Source organism: Leucogemmata humicola (assembly GCF_055379415.1).
The window spans coordinates 1,723,298-1,746,470 of sequence record NZ_AP040875.1 but is presented as its reverse complement, the minus strand read 5'-3'; the positions used below and the strand labels follow the sequence as shown (position 1 = coordinate 1,746,470).

The following is a 23,173-nucleotide window of genomic DNA, read 5'->3' as shown; positions in this document are numbered from 1 at the left end:
CACGCCCTCCCCTTCTCACGGGCTTACAAAAGCAAGGCATGTTCCCGCACGAAATCAGCGGGCACGACCAACCGGTCAGCGCGGCGAGCCGCCTGACGCCGCGCTCGTTACCCACGCGGTCCACCAGATGTCGCGCAACATCCGTGCACCAGCGGCGAGGCGATCGGCAGCAAAGGCCTTGTTTTCTGGCGTGGACGAGCCTGCGTCGAACGGATGAGCTTTATCGATCTTGTACAGCGGCTCTACTTGGGCATTGCTCTGCCGTAGATATTCGATGATCGCCGCGCGGAAATCGGGCAGCACACGCGCGACAGTATCCATTCGTGACGTGACATCGGCGAGCTTGATGTTCGCCCCAACGTATCCCGACTCGAACCGAGCGTGGAACTGCTTGTCAGTTGCGTAGCCGTTCGGATTCGGACCCGTCCAACCGTTGTACTGAATCGTGGTGTGCGCCGGATTAGATCCGTCGGCAACGTAGTGGCCGAGCAAACCAGCATCATCGATGATGCGCGCTTCGATCCATGGCTTGATCGAGTCAGGCGCAGCGCGCCAATTGCGGAAGTCGACGCGAAGTCGTTGCGATAGCTCGAGCATCTGGAACGGGAGCGTTCCCATGGTCGCGCCTTTGACGCCGGCGGCCGCCAGCGTGTCGAGATAGCCAAACCGATCCTTCGCCTTGAGTGCCGACGTGAGCACACTCGGCGACACCATTTCCATATCGATGAAGTGATCGGGGAAGCTGCCACGATCGAGCGCCTGATCGATCGCCGATTCCGCGCGATCCTTCCAGCGATCCGGCTCGGGGTTCAGGTAGCCGAGTTGACGCGACGCATTGCGAAAGAAGGCGGGCGTCGACGGAGGCATTTCGAGGGCGGCGGCTTCGCCCGTCAGGCGATGCCCAGCGTCGCCCCAAGCAAAGACGATTGCTGGTATGAGGAGCACGGCGGCGGCGGCGATGATCCCAGCCACCACCGGGCGAGAGCGCAGATTTGTCATGCGCAGAAAACTACGACGTGCGCCGGACTCGTGCATCGGCCGGCGCCGGTCGTGGCCCAACCGCTACTTGGCGTGCAGTGCGACGGCCGCACCCTGTGGGTCTACGCACTGAGCGACCCAGTCGCCGCCCGGCACTTCCATAGGCCCGCCGAACACCGTGCCGCCGAGTTCCTTCACCTTTTCGGCTACGGGCTTCACGCTATCGACGCGAACGTACGACAGCCAATTCGCGGGAGGCATATCGTCGCGACGATTGAACATGCCTCCGAAGGTCGTTCCTCGCTGACCGAAGATTCGGTACATGCCCATCTCACCCATGTCGAAATCGCTGATCGTTTCCCACTTGAACAGCGCACGATAGAACTCGCTCGCGGCCTTGTAGTCGGTCGTCGACAGCTCGTGCCATGAGAATTCCCCAATCGGCGCGTCGCCCTTCGTCACCGGCGCTGCGTTGGTCGGTTCAAACACACCAATTGGCGCGCCGTGCGGATCGGCGATCACTGCCCACGCTCCGATGCTCGCGACTTCCCTCGGCCCCATCCGCACGGTGCCGCCGAGCGACGCCGCTTGCCGCACGGTCGCGTCGACATCGTACACGCCGACATATGGCAACCAGTGCGCACCAACCCCACGCGCTTTCAAATCCGCCGACAGCGCGACGACGCCGCCGAGCGACTTGCTCCCGCGCGTCCACATCGTGTAGTCGATCGAATCATCCCACTGTTTCGTTTCCCACGGCGCAATCTGTGTGTAAAACGCTTTCGCCGCGTCCGGATCGTCGGTCGTGAGCTCGTGCCAGATGAAGTCAGACATTGGCCGGAGAGACAGAGGGTGGAAGTGAAGCGGGAAACGATGATGAAACGCGCGGCGGTCGCAATAGCCGCGCCCCGCTGTTCCAAACGCTGTATCCCGCAACTCAAACCCGCAACCTGCCTGCGTTACCCCTCGTCTCCCTTACCAGCTCCTTCTTCGCGCTGAAACCAGGCTCTAGCATTCTCGAATCGAGCACGAAGCTCGTGCGGATCGGTCCGCTCGAGCGACGCGCGGAGATCGGCCATTTCTCTTTCAGCCTGCTTGAGAGCTCCCGCAATCGCCGGTGCGTTTTCCATCGCGATCGCGGTCCACATCTCCGGCGAACTACCCGCCAAGCGCGTCGTGTCGCGCCCACCGGGGCCGAGGAAGATGCGATCTACACCCGCGTTCGCGAGCGCCAATGCCAACGATGCGGACACCATATGCGGTAGATGACTCGTCCACGCCAGCTTGAGATCGTGCTGCGTCGCCGACATGCACTCGGGACGCGCGCCGAGCGATCGCCAGAGCGACGTCGCTGCATTCACCGCGTCGGCGTTCGACTCACGCGTTGGACAGAGATAGACCGGCGCGTTGCGAAACAGACCACTTCGAGAGGCTTCCCAGCCCGATCGATGATCGCCAGTCATCGGATGCCCACCGACGAACCGGTCGCCGAGTGATAGCTCGGTTGCTGCATCGACGATTCGCGTTTTTGTGCTGCCGACGTCGGTAATGAGCTTCGCGCGTCGCGCATGCGGCGCGATCTTGCGAAGCACGTCGATGGCGGCGTCAACCGGAACAGCGATGATTATCGCGTCCGCGTCACGAACGCCGTCGAGCGACGCATCGATGGCCGAGCTGATCACCTTCGTCCGCACTGCGGCGGCGAGGCGGGTTGCGTCGGAGTCGTAGGCACGCACCTCGACTCCCAGCGACGCAAGATCTCGCGCGATCGAGCCGCCGATCAAACCAAGGCCGACGATCGCCACACTCTCCAGTGTCGTCATTCAGCCTGGCCCTCACTGCGCTCCGATCGCGCGTTCTGCTGTATCGCGCGCGACATACCGATGATTTGCCAGAAGACCTCGCGTACGGGCTCGGACGGAAGGCCGGATTCTCGCGCGACCGTCGTCACGCGACGAATCACTGCTGCCTCACGCGTTGGGTCGAGAATCGGCAACCCCGCAAGGCGTTTGAGATCGCCCGTTCGCTTGCCCACGAGGAGCCGACGCGCGAGCAGCGAGATGATTTCGCGATCGATCTTCTCGATCTCGTCGCGACACGCGGCAAGCTCCACCAACGCGTCAGCGGGATTGGAATCGCTCATGCGACGGCTCGCGCTTCCGTCGCCGGGCTGCTCATCGTGCGCCCAGCGGCCGCGGCGAAGGCACCTACCTGTTCCATCAATCGCGCGAATGCTGGCGGTGCGAGCGACTGGTCGCCGTCGGAGAGTGCGCACTCGGGATCCGGATGCACTTCGACGATCAGACCATCTGCGCCAGCAGCAATCGACGCGAACGCCAAGGGTGCGACGAGCGATGCGTCGCCGCCCGCGTGGCTCGGGTCCACAATGACGGGAAGATGTGACTCACGCTTCAAGACCGGGATTGCTGCGACATCGAGCGTGTTGCGCGTCGCGGTCTCGTAAGTGCGAATGCCTCGCTCGCACAGTACGACGTCGTGATTGCCATTCGCCATGATATACTCGGCGGCCATCAACAGTTCTTTAATCGTCGCGGAAAGGCCTCGCTTGAGGAGCACAGGACGGCGAACGCGGCCAAGCTCGGCGAGTAACGAGAAGTTCTGCATGTTTCGCGCGCCCACCTGGAGCATATCCGCGTGTTCGGCGATGAGATCGATCTGCCGCGCGTCCATCACTTCCGTCACGACCGGAAGACCTGTCTCTGCGCGCACGTCGGCGAGAATACGAAGTGCTTCCGCGCCAAGTCCTTGGAATGCGTACGGCGAGGATCGCGGCTTGAACGCGCCGCCACGAAGCATCGTCGCGCCGGCATTGCGCACGGCGAGCGCGGTCTTCGATAGCATGTCCCGGTTCTCGACGGAGCACGGGCCGGCGATGACGGTGATTGCTTTGCCGCCGAACGCCGCTGATGCATCGCGACCGCCGACACGAACGATGGTTCGTTCCGCCGCGAACTCTCGCGACGCAAGCTTGTATGGCTTCAGGACGGGTGTCACCGACTCGACGCCGGGCAACGAGCGCAGCGGCAACTCTTGAAGGAGCGATTCGTCGCCGATACAGCCGATGATGGTGCGGTGCTCACCGCGAGAGAGGTGCGTGCGCATGCCCACGGATTCGATGCGCTCGCGGATGTGGTCGATTTCTGCGTCCGTCACGTGGGGCCGAGTGATGATGATCATTTGCGGAAAATGGGAGCTAGGAGCAAAAAAAAACGACCCGTGAGAATCACGGGTCGCTGGGGTTGGTGCGGTGTCTCGTCGACGCTACCGCATACTCCAACCACGGCCCGTGTTGCGGGTCGCGTAGTAGTAATAGTAGGAGTAGGTCTTGGCGGGCGTCATGGACTGAAGGCTACGAGCGAGACAGCGATGTGTCAAGCTGGAACATTTTCGCCCTCGATGTTTGACCTCGGCCCCGGTGAACTCGCATCCTTACAGACCCTCTCGTACCGGAGTTTGAATGCCCCTCCTTCACGATCCCGCTGTCGCCGCCTCGATACGCGCCCGCTTCGAAAAGCTGACGCCCACGTCGCAGCGCAAATGGGGAGCGATGTCGGTGGACCAAATGCTCTGGCACGTCAATGAAATGCTGCGGAATGGTCTCGGTCACTTTCGACCGGCGGACATGCGGATTCCCCTCCCCAAGTTTCTGCTTCGGCTCATTGTCATTCGCCTTCCGTGGCCGAAGGGCTCGCCGACGCTGCCCGAAGTCAAAGCGAGAGATCGCTACTCCTTCGACGCGGAGCTTGATCGATGCCGCGCCCTGATCAATGAATTCACACAACGACCGCTCGACGCTGCGGACTGGGGACACTCCGCGGGACTCGGCGACTTGAACGGTCGCCAGTGGAGCGAGCTGCAGGCCAAGCACCTGGACCATCACCTGCGACAATTCGGCGTGTAAGAAAGTCGCATGGTCGTCCCTCCGCTCTTGCGCGCCGCTGAGCACACACATATCCTCGGCATTGTCTAGGAAATAGAGGCATTGATGCTCGGCGAGCTCGAACAGCTCGTGCTGCTCGGCGTGCTCCGCGTAGGACGGGACGCGTACGGCGTTCCCGTCCATGACGAGATTCAGCGCCGCGCTGGACGCGATCTCACGCTCGGCACGATTTACAAAACGCTCACGCGCCTCGAGGACAAAGGGCTCGTCGTTTCTCATATCGGCGAACCCACGGCGGAGCGCGGCGGACGACGTACACGGTGCTATGCCGTGACCCCGGCCGGGAAGCGCTCACTGCAGGCGTCACTGCGCACGTTGCAGCGCATGTCGGCTGGCGTCGACATCGGGCTCGAGCCGACATGACGCGCCTCTGTCTCTGGCTGCTCGAGCGCTTCCTTCCCGATCACCTCAGCGATCCCGTGATCGGCGACATCGTCGAGCAGCAGGCTCGCGGCACGCTCTGGATCTGCCGACAAACATTGGTCGCGCTCATTCAACTTCGCAGTCGCTCTCGGGGAGATGCCATCATGGCTACGTTCGTCAACGACGTTCGACTCGCAGTGCGACAGCTGCGTCGCGCACCAGCGTTTGCCGTCACATCGATCATCACGCTCGGCCTCGCGATCGGTGCGACGGCAGCGATCTTCAGCGTCATCGACCCAGTCTTGCTGCGACCGCTTCCGTATGCGGGCGCTGATCGCCTGGTGTTCGTGTGGGAGCGCGACCGCGACGGCGGACGCAGCAACGTCGGCTTCTCGACCTTTGCCGATATCGCCGCGCAGTCGAGCACGCTCGAGACGTCCGCGGCAGTTGGATCGTGGGAGCCATCGATCGGTGACGTCGACCCAGAACGCGTTTCGGGTAGCCGCGTGTCGGCGACGTATTTCAAAACACTCGGCGTACAACCAGCGCTCGGCCGCGATTTCCTCGCCGACGACGATCAACCAGACCACAACCAGGTCGTCATCCTCAGCCACCGACTCTGGCAGCGCCGCTTCGGTGGTGATCGATCGATCATTGGGCGTTCGATCTCGATTGGCGGCAACCCGGTGAGCGTCGTCGGCGTGATGCCGGAATCGTTCGACAACGTCGTGGCGCCAAACGCCGAGATCTGGCGCGTGCTTGGGTATTCTGCGACCCAGTCGTTCGCCTGTCGGACGTGCCGGCACCTGCGAATGGTGGCTCGTATCAAGCCAACCGCGACTCTCGCGAGTGTATCGACGGAGCTCGATCACGTCCACGCGGGAATGCTCAAGCAATTTCCAACACAGTACGCCTCGGTTGGCACGAGCGTCGTACGACTGCAAGATGAAGTCACGCGACAATTCCGACCAGCGCTGCTCGCGCTGACCGGTGCGGTCGTTCTGGTTTTGCTCATCGCGATATCCAATGTCGTGAACCTGCAACTCGCCCGAGCCGTTCGACGCGACGAAGAGTTCGCGATTCGCACGGCGCTTGGTGCCAGTCGATGGCGCGTAACACGTCAGCTCCTCGCAGAGGGTTTGGTGCTCGCCGTCTGCGGCGGTATCGCGGGGACGATCGTAGCCCAGACCACGTTGCCGCTGCTCGTGAGCCATCTGCCTGCGGCGCTGCCGCGGGTGTCGGCGATTCACCTCGACGGAACGACGCTCGCTCTCGTTGGCACAACGGTCATGCTGCTCGCGATCGTCATGGCACTGGTGCCTAGCCGCGCGCGCGGTGCCGACCTCGGTGCATCGCTGCGCTCGGGACGGCGACTCGCTGGTGGAATGCAACACTTCACGCGGTCGACACTCGTCGTTGTGGAAGTGTCGGTTGCGGTGATGCTGCTGATCAGCGCCGGCCTGCTGGCGCGCAGCCTCGTACGGCTGCTGGGCGTAGACGCCGGTTTCGATGCGTCACGCTTGCTCACTCTCGAAGTAGATGCTGTTGGCAAGCGCTATGACACCGACGCGTCGGTTTACGCATTCCACGACCGCGTTCGCGACGCTGTACGCGCGATTCCTGGCGTCGGCGGCGTCACAATGACGAATCAGATGCCACTCGGCGGCAACATGGATGCCTACGGTGTCGTCGATGCGGACAATCCGCCGGCGAATCCCGAACTCGCGCCGTATGGCGACAGGTACGTGGTCACGCCGGACTACTTCGCGACGATGCGCGTGCCAGTACTGCGCGGACGCGCATTCACGGCAGCCGACATCGTAGACAGCACACAGCGCGTCGTCGTACTTAGCGCGGCCCTCGCCGATCGCCTGTGGCCGGGCGCAGATCCACTCGGGCATCACGTCAGGCTTGGCGGCCCGACCGCGCCGCCGCGTACCGTGATCGGGATCGCCGGCAACGTGAAGCACTCAGGACTCGACGCCACGACGACGATGCAGTGGTACGCACCAGAACGTCAGTGGAGCTTTTCGGATTCGCAGATCAGGCTCATCGTTCGCACCGCGACCGATCCGGCCACGATGACGTCGGCGGTTCGCCACGCGATCGCCTCGGTCGATGGAACTCAGCCAATCATTCGCGTCGCGACGATGGATCAGGTGATCGCGCAATCAACGGCGCAGCGACGCCTGGCGTTCGTCCTCTTCGCCGCGTTCGCGCTGGCCGCGTTGCTTCTCTCGATCGCGGGTATCTACGGCGTACTCGCCGGTAGCGTGGCCGAGCGCACGCGAGAAATCGGTCTACGAGCGGCGCTCGGCGCGACGCCGCGCGAGATCGTCGCGCTGGTCGTGCGACAGGGTGGCGGACTCGCCGTCATCGGGATCGTGATTGGATTGGGCGGGGCGTTTGCGCTGACGCGCTTCCTTCGCACGATGCTGTTTGGAGTCGGGCCGAGCGATCCGGTCACCCTATCCGGCGCGATCGTGCTTCTCGCCGTGGTCACGCTCGTCGCGTGCGCACTTCCTGCGCTGCGAGCAGTGCGCATCGATCCGAGCGAGGCGTTGCGCAACGGCAATTGATTCGCCGATCCGCAGGAATCGAAAGGCCGCCGCGACATCGTCGCGGCGGCCTTCCTTGTCGCTAGCGCCAGTCCTTAGCGTCTGTCCGGCAGATCAGCCAATTCCTGCTTGGCGGCAAAGTCGTACAGCGTGACGCGGCGCAAGTGATAGTACGCGGTCCAGTACGAGCGCAGCGCCTGCACGTACGAGAGCACTGCATTGTCCTTCTCTCCTTGGGCAATGAACAGATCGCTGATGCCAATCTTGCCGATGACGTATCGGTTCTTCGCGACCTCGAAGCGCTTCTGCGCCACGGTATCGGACTTGGCCGAGATGAGCACATTGCGCTGCGCTTGCTGCAGTTGAAGCACGGAGAAGCGGGCATCTTCGACGAGGGCGTCGCGATTCACCTTGTTCGAGGCGGTCGTGCGCTGATCGTCGGCCCGTGCGGCCTCGACGTCGGCCCTGCCGGCACCCCATTGGACCATCGGCATGTTCACGCCAACCTGCAGCGACTGTTTGGCGAGCGGGCTTTGGTAGGCCTGACCGAATACTGACGCCGTCTGGTTGAATCCGACGCTCGCCTGAATCGATGCGTTGAATCGATTGTTGAGTTTCGCCTCAGTGATACGGCGTTGCGTCGCGAGCGTTGCCAACGACGCGCCTTCGGTCACACTGGAGTTCCGAAGCGCCTGCTTCACCGCAACATCGGGATCGGCATCCACGATCGGAATCGAGTCCGGTGTGACGATGGCGAACGGACGCTCGGCCGGATAGTCGATATTGCGGCGTAACGCGGCTTCCGCGCGGTCGCGGGTCAAACGTGCGTCGTCGACTGCGGCGCGGGCTTTCAGTAGCTGCAGCTCGCTCTGGAGTAGTTCGTTCTCACCGATCTTGCCAACTTCGTACCGGCCCTTGCTGAGATTGTACAGGGTATCGTTGACGGCAGCGTTCGACGTCGCATTGGCGAGAGTCATCTGTGCCGAATACAACTCGAAGAAGGCGTTCGCAGTATTGCCGGCGACGTCTTCGCGCGCCTCGAGATACTGACGCTCGGCGACGCTCGAGCTGAGCGACTGCACCTTTTCGTCCCACACGAGGGTGCGCGGTTTGAACAGGTCCTGTTGAAGGCTGATGACGACGGGAGTCGTCTGCCAGTATTTGTTGTTCTGGTTGCCGAAGAGATCGATGCGACTCACGGCCGAACCAACGGAGAATGTCCCGCCAGTCAGTGGAATCTTCTGCGCGACGGAAACGCCGAGCGACGATTGGTTCTGCGCCTGCGAAATGAATTGCGTCGATCCGTCGGGCAGCGTGATGGGGTTGATGCCCTTGTTCAGGTTCGCCGCGTTGCCATTCAGAAAGATCTGCGGCAGCAGGCGTGCGTTGAACGCACGATCGCGGTAGCGCGCACCGTCTCGCGTGCTGCGCGCAGCCTGGGCGGACGGCCCTTGCCGCTGCGCCATCGCGATCGCTTCCTGCAGCGTTAGCGTTTGCTGAACGACCGTCTGCGCGGGAGCCTGGGCGCCGAGTGAGGCGGCGACGAGAAGCAGTGCGGGAGCGAGGCGCATACGAACCTTCGGGGAGGATGCGAAACCAACCGACGGGCAATCGCGTCGCCCGTTGCGAGTGAGATGGTGCGAGCGCTGCTATTCGTACCGAAGGCAGACGATGGGGTCCTGCTTGGCCGCCTTCGACGCCGGCATGATGCCGAACACGAGGCCAACCGCGACCGATACGCCGAACGCCACGGCGACTGAGAGCGGCGATACGATCGTGTGGATCTTCGCCGCGCTCTCGATGACGACTGCCAGTATTCCACCGAGGATGATGCCGGCAATGCCGCCCGCGAGGCTGATCATGATCGCTTCGCTCAGGAACTGAGCTCGCACGTCGCCCTGTGTGGCGCCGACCGCGCGCCGTACGCCGATTTCCTTGATGCGCTCGAGAATCGACGCGAGCATGATGTTCATGATGCCGATGCCGCCGACGACCAGCGAGATCGACGCGATGGCGCCGAGCACGATGTTGAAGATCGTCTTGGTGCGCTGCTCCTGCTGCAGCAGCAACTCCGGCACGGTGATCTCGAAGTCAGTCACGTCGTTGTGCCGGCGTTGAAGCATTCGGCGCACGACGTCGGTCACCGCAGTCACCGCCGTGGACCTGTCGACCTGGACGATGATCTTGTCGAGCTGGTGATAGTTCCGCTTCTCGGCGCGCGCGTCGTCGGTCTCGGACGAATCGTTCGACGAGCCATTGTTCGACTCACGAGCCGCCAATTCCATTTCCTGCTGTGTCACCTCGGCGCGATTGCGATAGCGAAGCAGCATCGTCGGCAGCGGTACGTAGACGTCCATGTTGGCGTCGCGAATACCCAACCGCTGTGCCGTCTCCTTGGAAACCTTTCGATCCTCGAGCACCCCGACGACCGTGACCCACTGATTGCCGACCTTGATCGTCTGACCGATCGGATCGGTCGTCGTGAAGAAGCGCGACTTCACGCCCTGGCCGATGATCGTCACCGGCGCCGACGCGTTGTAGTGTGCGGCAGAGAAGAGCGAGCCCTCGGACAGCTTGAGGTTCATGACCTGGAAGTAGCTCGAGTCGACGCCGACGATCTTGCCAGAACGGTGGTGGCCTTCTCGAGTAATGACGCTATTGACCACCACTTCGCTGCTGGTGTTGGCGATGCTCGGAATCGTGTTCCGGATCGCCTCGGCGTCGAGATACGACAGTCCGGGCGTGAATCGCTTTGCCGTCTTCTTGCCGTTCGGATCGGTATCGACCTTCCCTTCCTTCTGCTCGACGATTGGCGTGATGACGATGTTGTTGGCGCCGAGCATTTTCATCTGCTCGAGAATTTCCTGTTCGGCGCCGTTGCCGATCGCCAACATCGCGATCACGGAGGCAACGCCGAACAGAATACCGAGCGATGTGAGGCCAGCGCGCAGCTTGTTGTGCGCAACGGCTTCAGCCGCGGTGCGGCTGGCGAACATGGCGTGCGCGATGAGCTTCTGGGCGCGCGACTGAGGTGGCGCGCCCGGCTCGAGAACAGTCGTTGCCACGACTCAGCCTTTGGGCTTGGCGATCGGTGCGGTTGCTGCTGCGGGCTTGGCGGCCGGCGTCGGCGCCGCGGACTTGGCATCCGGCTTTGCGTCGGGCTTCGCGGGGAGTGTCACGCCCTTGGTAGTATCGCCACTCACTCCCGGCGTCACTGGCTTGAGGCCCGGAATGATCTCCGTCTTGATCGTCGCCTTGTCAGTCGGCACGGTGAGAAGCACGTGATCGTCCTTCGTTAGACCTTTGCGAACGACGATTTCATTGTCGTTCATTGCGCCGGTCTCGATCATCTGCCGCACGACGTTGCGACCGTCCTTCTTGTAGACGTATGAGAATCCGCCCTCGTTCGTCACCGCTTCGAGGGGAACGGACAGCACGTTCGGCACAGACGCAACTTCGATTGCGTTCGACGTCGTCATACCCGGACGGAGCGTCGTGTCGGCCTTGGTGACTTCGACCTTCACCTCGAAGACCTTCGAGTCCTGGTTCGGGCGCTGCTCACCGACGTTCGCAACGCCGGTCACGGTTCCCGACAGCTTCTTCGTGGGGTCGGAGTCGAGCGAGATCGCCACCTTCTGGCCTACGCTCAGCTTGCGCACGTCGACTTCATTGACGTACGTCTGCGACTCCATCTGCGTGAGGTCGGGGAGCGTCGCGACGGTTGGGTCCCACGGCTGCCACTGCGAGCCGATGCCCTTTTTCTTGCCGTTCCATTCGCGAACGTAGATCACCATGCCGGACGACGGCGCCATGATCGTGAAGCCGGCGATCGCGTCCTGGACCATCTTTAGATTATTCTGCTGGCGGCCGAGGTCCGCGCCGGACACCGCCATCTTGGCGACGGCCTGCTTGGTCTTGGTGTCGAGGTTTCGCTTCGACTGCTCGAGCGCGCGCTGCGCCTTCTCGTAGTCGATTTCGGCCTGACGCTTGATCGTCGGCGCCTCGTAGGTCGCCTGCTCCTTGGCAAGCTTCTTCTCCTCGAGCGTGTACTCCGCGGTGCGTACGTCTTCACGCGCGATGGCCAGGTTGAGCGTCGAGTCGAGCGACGCATTCGTGAACTCAGCCTGCGCCTTCTGATTGTCGAGCATCACAGTCTGGAGGCGCGTCGCGGCGGGCGCACGATCGAGCTCGGCGATTTTCTCGCCCTCTTTGACGACCGTCCCCTCGGGCACGATCCACGTGATCTTCGTTTGATAGACCTGAGCTGCCTGCGAGTTCGGACCTTGAATCTGGACGAACTTTCGCGCTCGGAGCTCACCGGTCGTGGTTACGAGGACTTTAAAGTCCCCTTGTCGGACCGGAGCGGTGAGGGCGGCCTCGGCTGCGGATGCCGTGGAGGGCCACTTGTACCACGCCACTGGCCCGCCGATGACGAGAGCAGCGATCAGAACTTGAAGCCAGCGCTTGCGAAACAGTTGCATCTCGGGACCCTCGAGCGTGGGTGGAGCTGGGGAGCCTAAGGCAGACGAGCGCGCCATCTCGCATGACCATAGTAGTCGTATACGATGATGGCAATGAACTTTGTGTTAGTAAATGATGAAGAACCCGCGTCGACAGCCGAGAACGACACGAGAACCGACCATTTGACACCACGAGCGGCCGAAGCGTTGGTTCGACGCGCGGGGCCGTTTCGCAGCCGTTACGGAACGCACCGCACCACGGGCGGCCGGGCAGTCCCGGGCGCTCGCGGTACTATGTACGGACCTCTTCTCGGTTTGTTCCCGACAACATTCGGGGGAATGGTGCCGAGCGAGCGGGCCTAGAAGAGCCCGACGATTTCGCCGCTAGGGAGGCGAGCCATACGCTCGGCAGCGGGCTCTTTCGGCAGGCCCGGCATGGTCATGATGTCGCCGCATTGGGCTACGACGAACCCCGCGCCGGCCGACGCCCGAACTTGATTGACGCTGATCCGGAATCCACGCGGGCGACCCAACTTGGTGGCGTCGTCGGTCAACGAGTACTGCGTCTTCGCCATACAGATCGGCGTATTGCCGAGTCCGATTGACTCGAGGTACGTGATCGCGCGATCCGCTTCCGGCGTGTAATCGGCGCCGTCACCACCATAGATACGCTTGACGATGATGTCGATCTTTTCCTTGATCGGCAGATCCGTCGGGTACAGTGGCCGAAACTCGGCGCCCTTCTTGTCGAGGAGGGCAAGCAGTTCCGCGCCCAGGGCTTCGCCGCCGGCACCTCCCTTCTCCCAGACCTCGGTCAGCGCGATTGGCACGCCGAGTCGCGATACGAAATCCGTGATCATCTGGAGTTCGGCGTCGGTGTCGGACGACCGGCGGTTGAGCGCTACCACTCCCGGAACGCCAAAATGCCGGACGTTCTCGATGTGTTTTTCGAGATTTGGCAAGCCGCGTTCGAGCGCATCGAGGTTCTCTGCCCCGAGATTCTTCTTGTCCGCACCGCCGTGCATCTTGAGCGACCGCACCGTGGCAACGATCACCGCCGCCTCGGGCTGCAGGCCGCCCGCGCGGCACTTGATGTCGAAGAATTTCTCGGCGCCAAGGTCGGAGCCGAAGCCAGCCTCCGTCACAACGATATCGGCCAGGGCGAGTGCGGATCGCGTTGCGAGAATGCTATTGCACCCGTGGGCAATGTTACCAAACGGTCCCGCGTGGACGAAGGCCGGACCACCCTCGAGCGTCTGCACGAGATTCGGGCGAATGGCATCCTTGAGGAGGAGCGCCATGGCGCCGGTAGCCCGTAGCTCACCGGCCGTGACCGGTCGGCGCGCTGCGCCCGCGGTGGCGCCGACGATGATACGCGCCAACCGCTCCTCGAGATCCTGCGGGCTTGTCGCCAGCGCGACGATCGCCATGATCTCGCTCGCGGGGATGATGACGAAATGCTCTTCTCGTGGAACACCGTCGCCGACACCGCCCAGTCCGATGATACAGTTCCGCAGTGCACGGTCGTTCATGTCGATCGTCCGCGGCCAGGTGATCCGGCGCGGATCGATGCCGAGCGCGTTGCCCTGCTGCAGATGATTGTCGAGCATCGCCGCGAGCAGCGCGTGCGCACTCGAAATCGCGTGGAAGTCGCCGGTGAAGTGCAGGTTGATGTCGTCCATCGGCACGACCTGCGCGTACCCGCCGCCGGCGGCGCCGCCCTTTACTCCGAAGACGGGCCCAAGGCTTGGTTCGCGAATGCAGAGCGCGACTTTTTGGCCCATTCGTCGCAGCGCCTGCGCCAGCCCGACGGATACGGTGCTCTTCCCTTCACCGGCTGGCGTCGGATTGGTCGCCGTGACAACGACGAGCCGGCCGCGGATGGGCCGCTGTGCAACGTCGAGCGGCAGCTTGGCTTTATACTTTCCATATAGGTCGAGCTCATCGCGCTCGAGCCCCAGCTCAGCCGCGACGTCCTCGATCGGGCGCATCTTCACGCGCTGGGCGATTTCGATATCGGAAGGAACGACGGAGACGCTCACGGCTGTCGGGTCCTCAGGTGATTCGTTGCGGGCACGAGTACACATTCGCCGTTCGGCCGCGGAGCAGCCCGACCAGCGTGACTCCCGACGCCTGTGCCATTCGCATGGCCAGGCCCGTCGGGCGCGAAATGGCGGCGATGATTTCAACGCCGCACACCGCGACCTTCTGTACCATCTCGTAACTCGCGCGACTCGTTACGAGCACAAAACCTTCAGTCGGCGATTTGTGCTCGCGAGCCAGCGCGCCGAGCACTTTGTCGAGCGCGTTGTGCCGGCCGACATCTTCTCGGACGAACAACAGCTCGCCCTCTTTGCTTGCCCACGCCGCGGCGTGCACGGTGTTCGTCTCGTTGTTCAGCGTCTGCTGCTGGGCGAGTTCCTCGCTGGCTCGCCACAGCGCCGTGCGTGATATATCGAGTGTGAAGTCGAGCCGGTTCGGTAGACGGATGGCGTCATTGATCGTCTCGACACCACACAGCCCACAGCCGGTGCGCGACACGATGCTCCGGCCGCGCTCCTCGAGTCGCGTGGCATCGCCAGCGCCGATCTCGATTTGCACCTCGATGCCGTGATTCGCCTTCACGACGGACACGCGTTCGATCCCGCCCTCACCCGCGACAATCCCTTCGGTCAAGCTGAAGCCGACGGCAAGGTCCTCGAGATCAGAAGGCGTTCCCATTACGACGGCGAACGGCCTGCCATTGTACACGAGCGCAATAGGCACCTCTTCGGCCACCGTGGCCAAACCCATGTCGCCTTCACCTTCGCTCAACCGCCACATGGGGCGCTGCGATGACGGCTCGGAATAGCCAAGCCGGTTCAGCAAACGATCAACGGCCATTGTCCTTGGGATCTTGCTCGTGGTTCTGCACAAAGCGCCAGCCAAACCGGCCCTTGATGCAAAGGTTGCCCTGCGTGATGGAATTCTCGAGCGGCGACGTCGCCTTGACGATCTCTCCGTCATCGACATGCAGCCGAAGCGTGCAGCCCACTCCGCAGTACGGACAGATCGTGTCCGCGTGCGTCATTCGTGATTCGTCCCACGTCCCCGCGGCGCGTTTGTCGAACTCCGTCTTCGCCATCAGCGCGCCGGTCGGACACACCGCAATGCAGTTGCCGCAGTACACACACGCCGACTCCGGCAGGGGCACCGCAAACTCCGTGGAAATGTGTGCATCAAACCCTCGGCCGGCCACCGCGATCGCAAAGGTGTTCTGATGATCCGGCCCGCACGCCTCGACGCACTTGTAGCACAGGATGCACTTCGCGTAGTCTCGGACGTACAAGTCGTTGTCGATCTTCGTCGGCTCGGCGACGGTGGCCGCGTATGCCGGATTGGGCTCCGCGTGATGCCCGGGAATCGATGCGTCGCGCGTTCCGGCAGGTGCTGGCGGCGCCGGCGGCCCGAATCGCTCCGGTTTCGCCTCGTACTCTTCGATCCACTCGGCCACCTGTGGCGTGGTCGATAGATCGACCGACGACGCCAGCATTTCGAGGACGAGCTTGCGGCTGTGCCTCACCCGCGGCGAGTTGGTCTGAACCACCATCTTGTCTTCGACGGCACGCGAACACGCGGGCGCGAGCACGCGGGCGCCTTCGACCTCGACAACGCAGATGCGGCACACGTTCACCGGATGCAGCGTATCGAGGAAGCACAGCGTCGGAATCTCGACACCGATTTCGCGGCACGCCGCCAACAGCGTCGTTCCCTCTGGCACCGTGACCGCCTGATCATCGATCGTCAACGCAACGTCCCGCGTCGAACGCCGACGCGACTGATCCGTCGCGATCGTGGGGCGTTGCAGCTGAACGAGTGGCGTCGATAGCGCCGTCACGTGGATTGCTCCTTGAGTACGCCGAGGCGATGAATCGCCGACTCGATCGCCGCGTAGGCCGTTTGGCCAAGACCGCAGATCGACGCGTCCTTCATGGCCAGACCAACTTCGTCGAGCAGCGCGATCTCTCCTCCTACGCCGCCAAGCGTTCGACCGCTGGCAATTCGATAGAGCGCTTCCTCCTGACGGACGGTTCCCACGCGGCACGGCACGCACTGGCCGCAGGATTCGTCACGGAAGAATGACGCGATGCGCAGTAGGATCTTGCGCAGATCCACACGATCGTCGAAGGCAACGATGACCCCGGAGCCGAGCGTCGATTTCGCCGCACGAACTCCTTCGAAGGTCAAAGGAATGTCGAGCTCGTTGGGGCCGACGAATACGCCGGCAGCGCCACCGAGGAGAATCGCTTGCAGCGAACGGCCATCTGCCACTCCGCCCGCCAACTCCATGAGATCGCGCAGCGTCTTGCCGAATGGCACTTCATAGACGCCTGGCTTGGCAACATTGCCGCTGATGCAAAACAGCTTCGTGCCTGTCGACTGTTCGGTGCCGATCCGCGCGAACGCCGCGCCACCATTCAGTATGATCGACGGAATGTTCGCCAACGTCTCGACGTTGTTGACGACCGTTGGCAAACCGAACAGGCCTGCTTGCACGGGAAAGGGCGGTTTGTTGCGCGGCTCACCGCGGTAACCTTCGATCGAATTGAAGATCGCCGTCTCTTCACCGCAGATGTACGCACCGGCGCCCCGACGAATCTCAATGTCGAACGACACGCCGCGACCGAGAATGTCCGCGCCGAGTAGTCCGTGCTCGCGCGCTTCGTTGATTGCGTGCTGGATTCGCTCGGCGCCTAGCGGATATTCGCCGCGAATGTACAGGAAACCGCGCATACACCCCGTGGCGAATCCGGCAATCGTCATCGCTTCGACGATTGCGAATGGGTCGCCGTCGAGAAGCACTCGATCCTTGAACGTGCCCGGCTCCGATTCATCCGCGTTGCAGATCAGATAGTGCGGTCGAACTGCCTGCTTGGAGACAGCGTCCCATTTGCGACCAGTGGGAAACGCCGCGCCGCCACGACCCATGAGCTTCGAATCGATGACCTCGCGAATCACGGCCTCGGGGCCGATGTCGATCGCTTTGCGTAGCGCGTCGAAGCCGCCGGACGCGCGATACGCCGTGATGTCCGTTGGGTCGACTCTGCCGATGCGCTTGAGCAGTTCCGGACCGGTCGCTTCGTTGTCCTGAATGAACGGCGCGAGCGGATTCCGCTCGTTCGTCAAGAACGCGATCGCTTCGTCGGCAGTGAGACCGGCGATGAGCGATTCGCGCGGCGCGACGCCAGCCTCCTGCATGAAGGCCGCTGGTGCATGATCACACAATCCTAAACATGGCGACCGCATCCATACAGCGGAATTCGGCTCGAGGTGCACGTGGTCGCCAGACGGCCCGTGCGCGTGCGCCGGGCCAACTTCGCGCTCGAGCCGCTCGGCCAGTTCCGCCGCACCTTTGCAGCGACAGGCCACGTCGTCGCACACGTGCAGCACTCGTGGCGCGCGCGGCGTGGTCGAGAGCAGAGCATAAAACGTCGCGACGCCCCACGCGTCGGCGGGCGGTACGCCAAGGCGCAGACATACATAGTCCAGCCCTGTCTCGCTGATCCAGCCAACGCGGGCTTGGAGCGCCTGGAGCGCCGGTAGCAGCAGATGTCGCTGCTCACGGGCATTTCGGCCGCCTGTGGCTGAGTGCGCGTCGCGTCGATCGCCACGCTCCCCTCCGTCCCAGGCGGATCGCGGTGGGCCCAGCAATGCGTCCACCGCGGCACGCTCATCATCAGTCGGGGCGGCGTGCCGCAGGTGCAGATCCATCAATCGTCTCCAGTCGCGGCGAGACGATTCGGACGGCGCAGCTCATTGGGCGCGATCCGACGCACAGGCTCCACGCGAACTGCACACGCCTTGAACTCGGCCGTACCCGATTTGGGATCAGTCGCGTTGATGGTGAGCAGATTGGTCGCGACATCGTCGGGGAAATGCAGCGTCATGAAGACCATGCCCGGCCGCAGTGCGCGGTCGATGTACACCGGTGCCTCGACAGTGCCGCGGCGCGACGTCACTCGAACGAGGTCGCCCGCCGTGACAGCCATCGACTCGGCATCCTCTGGCGACATGTCCACCGTCTCGCCGCGGTGCAACGGCGATTCGTAGCCGCCAGTCTGAACGCCAGTGTTGTACGACTCGAGACGTCGGCCGGTGGAAAGTATGAAAGGATACTCATCGTCAGGCTGCTCGGTCGGACCCTCGTGATGCACGACCGAAAACGGAGCGAGGCGTCCACGCTTTGCCGGATCTTCGTCCCACAGTCGAGCGTGTAAGAATTTGGTGCCGGGGTGCGTCTCGTCCGGACACGGCCACTGCAGACCGCCCAACGCCTCGAGGCGAGCATAGCTCATTCCGGCCAACTGCGGCGAGAGGGAGCGCACTTCATTCCAGACATCCTCGGCCGTTGGCTGTCCCCAATCCACACCGAGCCGACGCGCGAGCTCCGACATGATCCAGATCTCATCGCGCGCTTCACCCGGCGGCTCAACTGCTTTGCGACAGCGCTGCACCCGCCGTTCGCTGTTCGTGACCGTGCCTTCACCCTCGGCCCACGTAGCCGCCGCCGGAAATACGACGTTGGCCAGTTGCGCAGTCTTCGTCAGGAAAATTTCCTGCACCACGAGATGGTCGAGCTGTTCGAGGACATGCGTCACGTGATGCATGTCGGCGTCGGACTGCGCGGGGTTCTCGCCGATCACGTACAGCGCGGTGAGTTCGCGCTTGTCCATCGCGTCGATCATCTCGGTGAGATTCCAGCCGTTCTCCGGAATGATGTCACGCCCCCACGCGCGCTCGAACTTCGTGCGGTGCTCGTCATTCGTGACGTCCTGGAAGCCAGGGAGCTTGTTCGGCAGCGCGCCCATGTCGCCGCCGCCCTGCACGTTGTTCTGGCCGCGCAAAGGATTGCAGCCGCACCCGTATCGGCCGACATGCCCCGTGAGTAGCGCGAGGTTGATCAACGACGTGACGTTATCCACGGCGTTGTGATGTTCGGTAATGCCGAGCGTCCAGCAGATCATCGCCCGATCGGCCTTGGCGTACTGATGCGCCGCGTCGCGAATCACATCGGCGGGAACGCCCGTGATGTGTTCCGCGACATCGAGCGTGTACGGCTCGACCGCGTCCCGATATGCCTCGAAGTTCGACGTGCCGCGCTCGATGAACGTTTTGTCCTCCAAACCGGCAAACAAAATCTCACGCGCCATCGCGTTGGCCAACGCGATGTCGGTCCCGACATTCAGTCCAAGCCATGCGTCGCCCCACGCGGCAGAGCTCGTCCGCCGCGGATCGACGACATACAACCGCGCTCCGTTCTGGATTCCCTTGAGCAGATGGTGAAACCAGATCGGATGTGCCTCACGGGCATTCGATCCCCAGAGGAAGCAGAAATCAACATGTTCCGCTTCCTCATATGAGCTCGTGCTGCCGCCCGCTCCCAAGATTGTCGTCAGACCGACGACGCTAGGAGCGTGTCAGGTCCGGTTGCAGCTATCGACGTTGTTGTTGCCGAATACCGCCCGGGCGAATTTCGACGCCAGAAAGTTGACCTCGTTGGTCGACTTCGAGCAGCTGAAGATTCCGGTCGAACGACGGCCGTTCTCGACCAGCGACTTACGGAATCCCTCGGCCGCGCGATCGAGCGCCTCATCCCAACTTGCGGGACGAAGCACGCCGTTCTCGCGCACCAGCGGCTGCGTCAGGCGGCGATAACCACCCCGGGGTATTGAACGGGACTTCTTCACGTGCATCTCCTTGAGTGCACTACTGTTAACTGGAGATTGGCGCGTGTTCCCGAGGGGGGCAAGTGGGACACGCACCTGAAACCCCCGACCTCAGACCTGCACCCTGCAATGCGGATTCTGTACGTAGGTGGATCCGGCGAAATCAGCTTCGATTGCATCCGAGAGACGATCAGACTCGGGCACGAGGTCACAGTGTTCAACCGTGGCCGGAACAACGCCGGGCTCCCTGACGGTGTCCGTTTCATCGTCGGCGACGTCGAAGATGATGCGGCCTACGCCCAAGCCGTACGACAGAACTTCGACGTGGTCTGCCAGTTCCGGCTGTTCACGCCGGCAGCGATCGCGCGCGACATCGCGCTGTTCACGGGTCACTGCGGCCAGTACGTCTTCATCAGCTCCGCATCGGCCTATAAGAAGCCAGTGCGGAATCTGCCGATCACCGAAGCTACGCCGCTCGACAATCCGCACTGGGCGTACTCGCGCGACAAAGCAGAAATGGAGCGGATGCTGCAGTCGCAGGACCGACTTCCGTACACGATCGTCCGTCCGAGCCACACCTACCGCACGCGCATGCCCACGCCTCTGGGCGGCGAGGTGTCGCGGATGATGCGCGGCAAGCCCGTCATCCTGCACGGCGACGGTGAGTCGCTCTGGACGATCACACACGCCGAGGATTTCGCGCGTCCCTTCGCGCGGTTGCTTGGTAACGCTCACGCGCTCGGCGACGCATTTCACATCACGAACGATCGCAGCTGGTCGTGGAACGAGATCTTTGAGGCGATTGCGTCCGCGCTCGGAGTCGCGAAGCGCACGATCGTGCACGTCGCGAGCGATACGCTCGTCAGGTATCACGCCGAGTGGGAGGGTCCGCTGCTCGGTGACAAGTCGGCGTCGGTGATCTTCGACAACAGCAAGGTCAAGAGCGTCGTCGGAGATTTCGACTGTCCGATCGATCCGTGGGAGGGAATGCGACGCGTGGCGAAGGCGCACCCACCGCAGAGCAGCGCATTCGACCCGGAACTCGACCGTCTCTACGATCGCATCATCGCCGATCAAGAAACGCTCGGTCGTTAGCGTTCGCTAATACTCTCCGCTCCATCGAGTCGGGACGATAGCCACGTCGACGCGAGGCCGACGCTGTCGTCGGTCGTCGTGTGACCGATGTCGAGCTCGTGATACGTCACGTCGACACCCAATCGTGCGAGCTCCTCCCGGGCGGATCGCGCGTATCCAATACCCAAGCGATCGTCGGCCGTGCCATGGAGAATGAGCACGGGACGTCCACGGAGCCGAGCAGGCGAAACGGCATGTGGCAGGACCTCAGGGAGAAGTCTTCCGCTCATGGCGGCCACGCCGGCGATGCGCTCGGGCGCAGTGAGCAGCGCCGCAAGCGACATGATTGCCCCCTGACTAAAGCCCGCGAGGTACACGCGCGCCGGATCGGCGCCGTATGCCTCGACCGCTTTGTCGACGAAGGCAATGAGTTGCTCCCATCCCGCTTCGGCTTCGTCCTGGTCGATCACCGGGCCTTCGGCAGTGAAGCGCGCGTGGAACCAGGCGAACGACGACGGCTTGAGCTGGATTGGTGAACGCGCACTGATCACGAGGAAGCGCCGGTCGAAACGGTCCCAGAGCGCCGACATTGCGAGTTCATTACTTCCGATCCCGTGCAGCAGGAGCAGCAATGGCGGCTTCCCGCGAGCTGGATCGGGCGCCGGCTGCCGAACGAGGTGAACCAATGAGAGTTGTTTCATTGAAGTGGCTCAGCAAACGCGCGTTGCAACGGCGCGGCATCGATGCATAGTGTGGCGTTCGCGCCGCAACGTCGAATCGTGCGCAGTCGGGTATCGGACAGGTTGACCGCGCTCGAGGGCGCAAAATGGGGGTTGGACGATCGAACGGGGCGTTTATCTCCCCAAGATGTAACACGATGTTGCAGTGCACGTAGCTTGCTGATGCAGGTGGCCAGCCGCATCGGTCGTTCCGCCGCCGGAACGCACACGGGATGTCTTGGGCTCGGAATATGTCGCCAGACAGACCGCACGTTGAGCTCCGCAGCGCTTCGCTCGGTTCGACCATGAATACCTCCACTGACAATCAGGTGCGAGTGCATCGCGTGCTGCTTCATCGGCGCGCGTTGGTCGAACGCGTACTCCCATTGGGTGCACCGCCGCTCGGTGAGGGCACCGCCGCCCCACGCGAGACGGCGTCGAGCGCAAGAAACCACGACCCTGTTTCGCTCCTCGACCGCCTGGGGCCTGGGGGACGTTCCTCTGTCCCGGCCGACATGGGTTGCGATGATAGCGATCCATTCGGTGAGCCGCGCCGTCAGCGGCGCGATGTCGAAAGGTCGTCGTGGGTGCGGTACTTGATGAACGTTCACTTGATGTGGGTGGACTAGCCGTCCATCGCGTCATCGAGGGCAGTCGTCAGCACCATGTCACGCCCGCGTACAGTTAGCGACGAACGCATCTTCACGGCGACAGGCCTCGCGATCACGCGAATCGGGCCCACTCGTCTGACGCTCGCCGACGTCGCGAACCAAGTCGGACTCTCCGCCGCGGCGCTCGTTCAGCGTTTTGGATCGAAGAGGCAACTCCTGCTGGCGTTCGTTCGGCAAGGCCCGGGAATGGTGGACGACCGGTTCGTCGCCGCACGTGCATCGCACTCGTCGCCGCTCGCTGCGCTGATCTCGGTGGCGACCGCCGTGGCACAGGGGGTTCGTTCGCCGAATGAGCTGGTGAATCACCTGGCGTTCCTGCAAATCGATCTCAGCGATCCGGACTTTCGACGACCTGCTCTCGCCCAGCTGCAGCGCCTACTCGCGGGCTATGAAGCACTCCTGCGCGATGCAATCGACGCCGGTGAGCTTGCTGAGTGCGACGTCCGACGCGTCGCGTACGCTGTGCAAGCGGTTGCCAGTGGGTCGTTGCTCACGTGGGCGATCAATCGCGACGGACGAGTCATGCCCTTCGTCGGCCGAGATATCGAGACATTGCTAACACCGCTGCGCACGTCACAGCGCCCACGGCGCGCGCGCGGGCTCGGCGGGGGCACGTCGCAGCGCAAAGTAGCTCGACGCAGCCGATAAATAGCTACCGACACACCACGGGCTGGGGTAAATAG

At 63.0% G+C, this 23,173-nt stretch carries 20 protein-coding genes; 6 read left to right on the top strand and 14 right to left on the bottom strand.

All coding sequences use genetic code 11. The annotated features are described in order from the left end of the window. Positions 1-75: 75 nt before the first annotated feature. From AC6H4Z_RS07125 to aroF, 5 genes are all read right to left on the bottom strand, one after another. Positions 76-999, bottom strand: coding sequence for a phospholipase C/P1 nuclease family protein (locus AC6H4Z_RS07125; RefSeq protein WP_497546055.1), 924 nt, complete (start codon positions 997-999; stop codon positions 76-78). A gap of 63 nt (positions 1,000-1,062) precedes the next feature. Next, the gene (locus AC6H4Z_RS07120; protein ID WP_497546054.1) at positions 1,063-1,812 is read right to left on the bottom strand and encodes a VOC family protein; all 750 of its coding nucleotides are present in this window, start codon (positions 1,810-1,812) and stop codon (positions 1,063-1,065) included. Positions 1,813-1,937: 125 nt separating this feature from the next. Next, positions 1,938-2,801, bottom strand: coding sequence for a prephenate dehydrogenase (locus tag AC6H4Z_RS07115; RefSeq protein ID WP_497546053.1), 864 nt, complete (start codon positions 2,799-2,801; stop codon positions 1,938-1,940). Continuing rightward, the gene (locus AC6H4Z_RS07110; protein WP_497546052.1) at positions 2,798-3,121 is read right to left on the bottom strand and encodes a chorismate mutase; all 324 of its coding nucleotides are present in this window, start codon (positions 3,119-3,121) and stop codon (positions 2,798-2,800) included. Before AC6H4Z_RS07110 ends, AC6H4Z_RS07115 begins: the two co-directional genes overlap by 4 nt. Beyond that, positions 3,118-4,176, bottom strand: coding sequence for a 3-deoxy-7-phosphoheptulonate synthase (gene aroF, locus AC6H4Z_RS07105; RefSeq protein ID WP_497546051.1), 1,059 nt, complete (start codon positions 4,174-4,176; stop codon positions 3,118-3,120). Before aroF ends, AC6H4Z_RS07110 begins: the two co-directional genes overlap by 4 nt. A 280-nt stretch (positions 4,177-4,456) precedes the next feature. On the opposite strand from aroF, the gene AC6H4Z_RS07100 reads away from it, so the two are divergent. The 3 genes from AC6H4Z_RS07100 to AC6H4Z_RS07090 all read left to right on the top strand — a co-directional run bounded on the left by AC6H4Z_RS07100 (position 4,457) and on the right by AC6H4Z_RS07090 (position 7,881). Next, positions 4,457-4,900, top strand: a complete 444-nt coding sequence (locus tag AC6H4Z_RS07100) for a DUF1569 domain-containing protein (protein WP_497546050.1) — start codon at positions 4,457-4,459, stop codon at positions 4,898-4,900. Between the two features lie 84 nt (positions 4,901-4,984). Continuing rightward, complete coding sequence (locus AC6H4Z_RS07095) at positions 4,985-5,302, top strand: PadR family transcriptional regulator (RefSeq protein ID WP_497546049.1); 318 nt, start codon at positions 4,985-4,987, stop codon at positions 5,300-5,302. Further along, on the top strand, positions 5,299-7,881 hold the full coding sequence (locus tag AC6H4Z_RS07090; protein WP_497546048.1) for an ABC transporter permease: 2,583 nt from the start codon (positions 5,299-5,301) through the stop codon (positions 7,879-7,881). The genes AC6H4Z_RS07095 and AC6H4Z_RS07090 overlap by 4 nt, the downstream gene beginning before the upstream one ends. Before the next feature lie 74 nt (positions 7,882-7,955). On the opposite strand, the gene AC6H4Z_RS07085 is transcribed toward AC6H4Z_RS07090, so the two are convergent. The 8 genes from AC6H4Z_RS07085 to fdhF all read right to left on the bottom strand — a co-directional run bounded on the left by AC6H4Z_RS07085 (position 7,956) and on the right by fdhF (position 20,053). Next, positions 7,956-9,431, bottom strand: a complete 1,476-nt coding sequence (locus AC6H4Z_RS07085; RefSeq protein WP_497546047.1) for a TolC family protein — start codon at positions 9,429-9,431, stop codon at positions 7,956-7,958. A gap of 78 nt (positions 9,432-9,509) precedes the next feature. After that, entirely contained in the window at positions 9,510-10,925 is a 1,416-nt protein-coding gene (locus AC6H4Z_RS07080; RefSeq protein WP_497546046.1) for an ABC transporter permease, read from the bottom strand. 3 nt (positions 10,926-10,928) lie between these two features. Further along, entirely contained in the window at positions 10,929-12,341 is a 1,413-nt protein-coding gene (locus tag AC6H4Z_RS07075) for an efflux RND transporter periplasmic adaptor subunit (protein WP_497546045.1), read from the bottom strand. 338 nt (positions 12,342-12,679) lie between these two features. Then, positions 12,680-14,362, bottom strand: a complete 1,683-nt coding sequence (locus tag AC6H4Z_RS07070) for a formate--tetrahydrofolate ligase (RefSeq protein ID WP_497546044.1) — start codon at positions 14,360-14,362, stop codon at positions 12,680-12,682. A gap of 13 nt (positions 14,363-14,375) precedes the next feature. After that, complete coding sequence (gene fdhD / locus AC6H4Z_RS07065) at positions 14,376-15,203, bottom strand: formate dehydrogenase accessory sulfurtransferase FdhD (protein ID WP_497546043.1); 828 nt, start codon at positions 15,201-15,203, stop codon at positions 14,376-14,378. Beyond that, a complete protein-coding gene (locus AC6H4Z_RS07060; protein ID WP_497547023.1) occupies positions 15,193-16,152 on the bottom strand; it encodes a 2Fe-2S iron-sulfur cluster-binding protein in 960 nt (319 codons plus the stop codon). The genes fdhD and AC6H4Z_RS07060 overlap by 11 nt, the downstream gene beginning before the upstream one ends. Before the next feature lie 41 nt (positions 16,153-16,193). Next, positions 16,194-18,071: an NAD(P)H-dependent oxidoreductase subunit E gene (locus AC6H4Z_RS07055; protein ID WP_497546042.1), complete on the bottom strand. Its 1,878-nt coding sequence runs from the start codon at positions 18,069-18,071 to the stop codon at positions 16,194-16,196. Beyond that, positions 18,071-20,053: a formate dehydrogenase subunit alpha gene (gene fdhF, locus AC6H4Z_RS07050; RefSeq protein WP_497546041.1), complete on the bottom strand. Its 1,983-nt coding sequence runs from the start codon at positions 20,051-20,053 to the stop codon at positions 18,071-18,073. Before fdhF ends, AC6H4Z_RS07055 begins: the two co-directional genes overlap by 1 nt. A 102-nt stretch (positions 20,054-20,155) precedes the next feature. On the opposite strand from fdhF, the gene AC6H4Z_RS07045 reads away from it, so the two are divergent. Beyond that, entirely contained in the window at positions 20,156-21,121 is a 966-nt protein-coding gene (locus AC6H4Z_RS07045) for an SDR family oxidoreductase (protein WP_497546040.1), read from the top strand. Here the strand turns inward: AC6H4Z_RS07045 and AC6H4Z_RS07040 are convergent. Continuing rightward, positions 21,118-21,801, bottom strand: coding sequence for an alpha/beta hydrolase (locus AC6H4Z_RS07040; protein WP_497546039.1), 684 nt, complete (start codon positions 21,799-21,801; stop codon positions 21,118-21,120). The two genes, AC6H4Z_RS07045 and AC6H4Z_RS07040, sit on opposite strands and share 4 nt — an antisense overlap. Before the next feature lie 323 nt (positions 21,802-22,124). On the opposite strand from AC6H4Z_RS07040, the gene AC6H4Z_RS07035 reads away from it, so the two are divergent. Both AC6H4Z_RS07035 and AC6H4Z_RS07030 read left to right on the top strand, forming a co-directional pair. Beyond that, the gene (locus tag AC6H4Z_RS07035; protein ID WP_497546038.1) at positions 22,125-22,448 is read left to right on the top strand and encodes a hypothetical protein; all 324 of its coding nucleotides are present in this window, start codon (positions 22,125-22,127) and stop codon (positions 22,446-22,448) included. A 36-nt stretch (positions 22,449-22,484) separates the two neighbouring features. Further along, positions 22,485-23,138 (top strand): TetR/AcrR family transcriptional regulator, encoded by a 654-nt coding sequence (locus tag AC6H4Z_RS07030; protein ID WP_497546037.1) that lies wholly within the window; start codon positions 22,485-22,487, stop codon positions 23,136-23,138. The last annotated feature ends 35 nt before the right edge of the window (positions 23,139-23,173 follow it).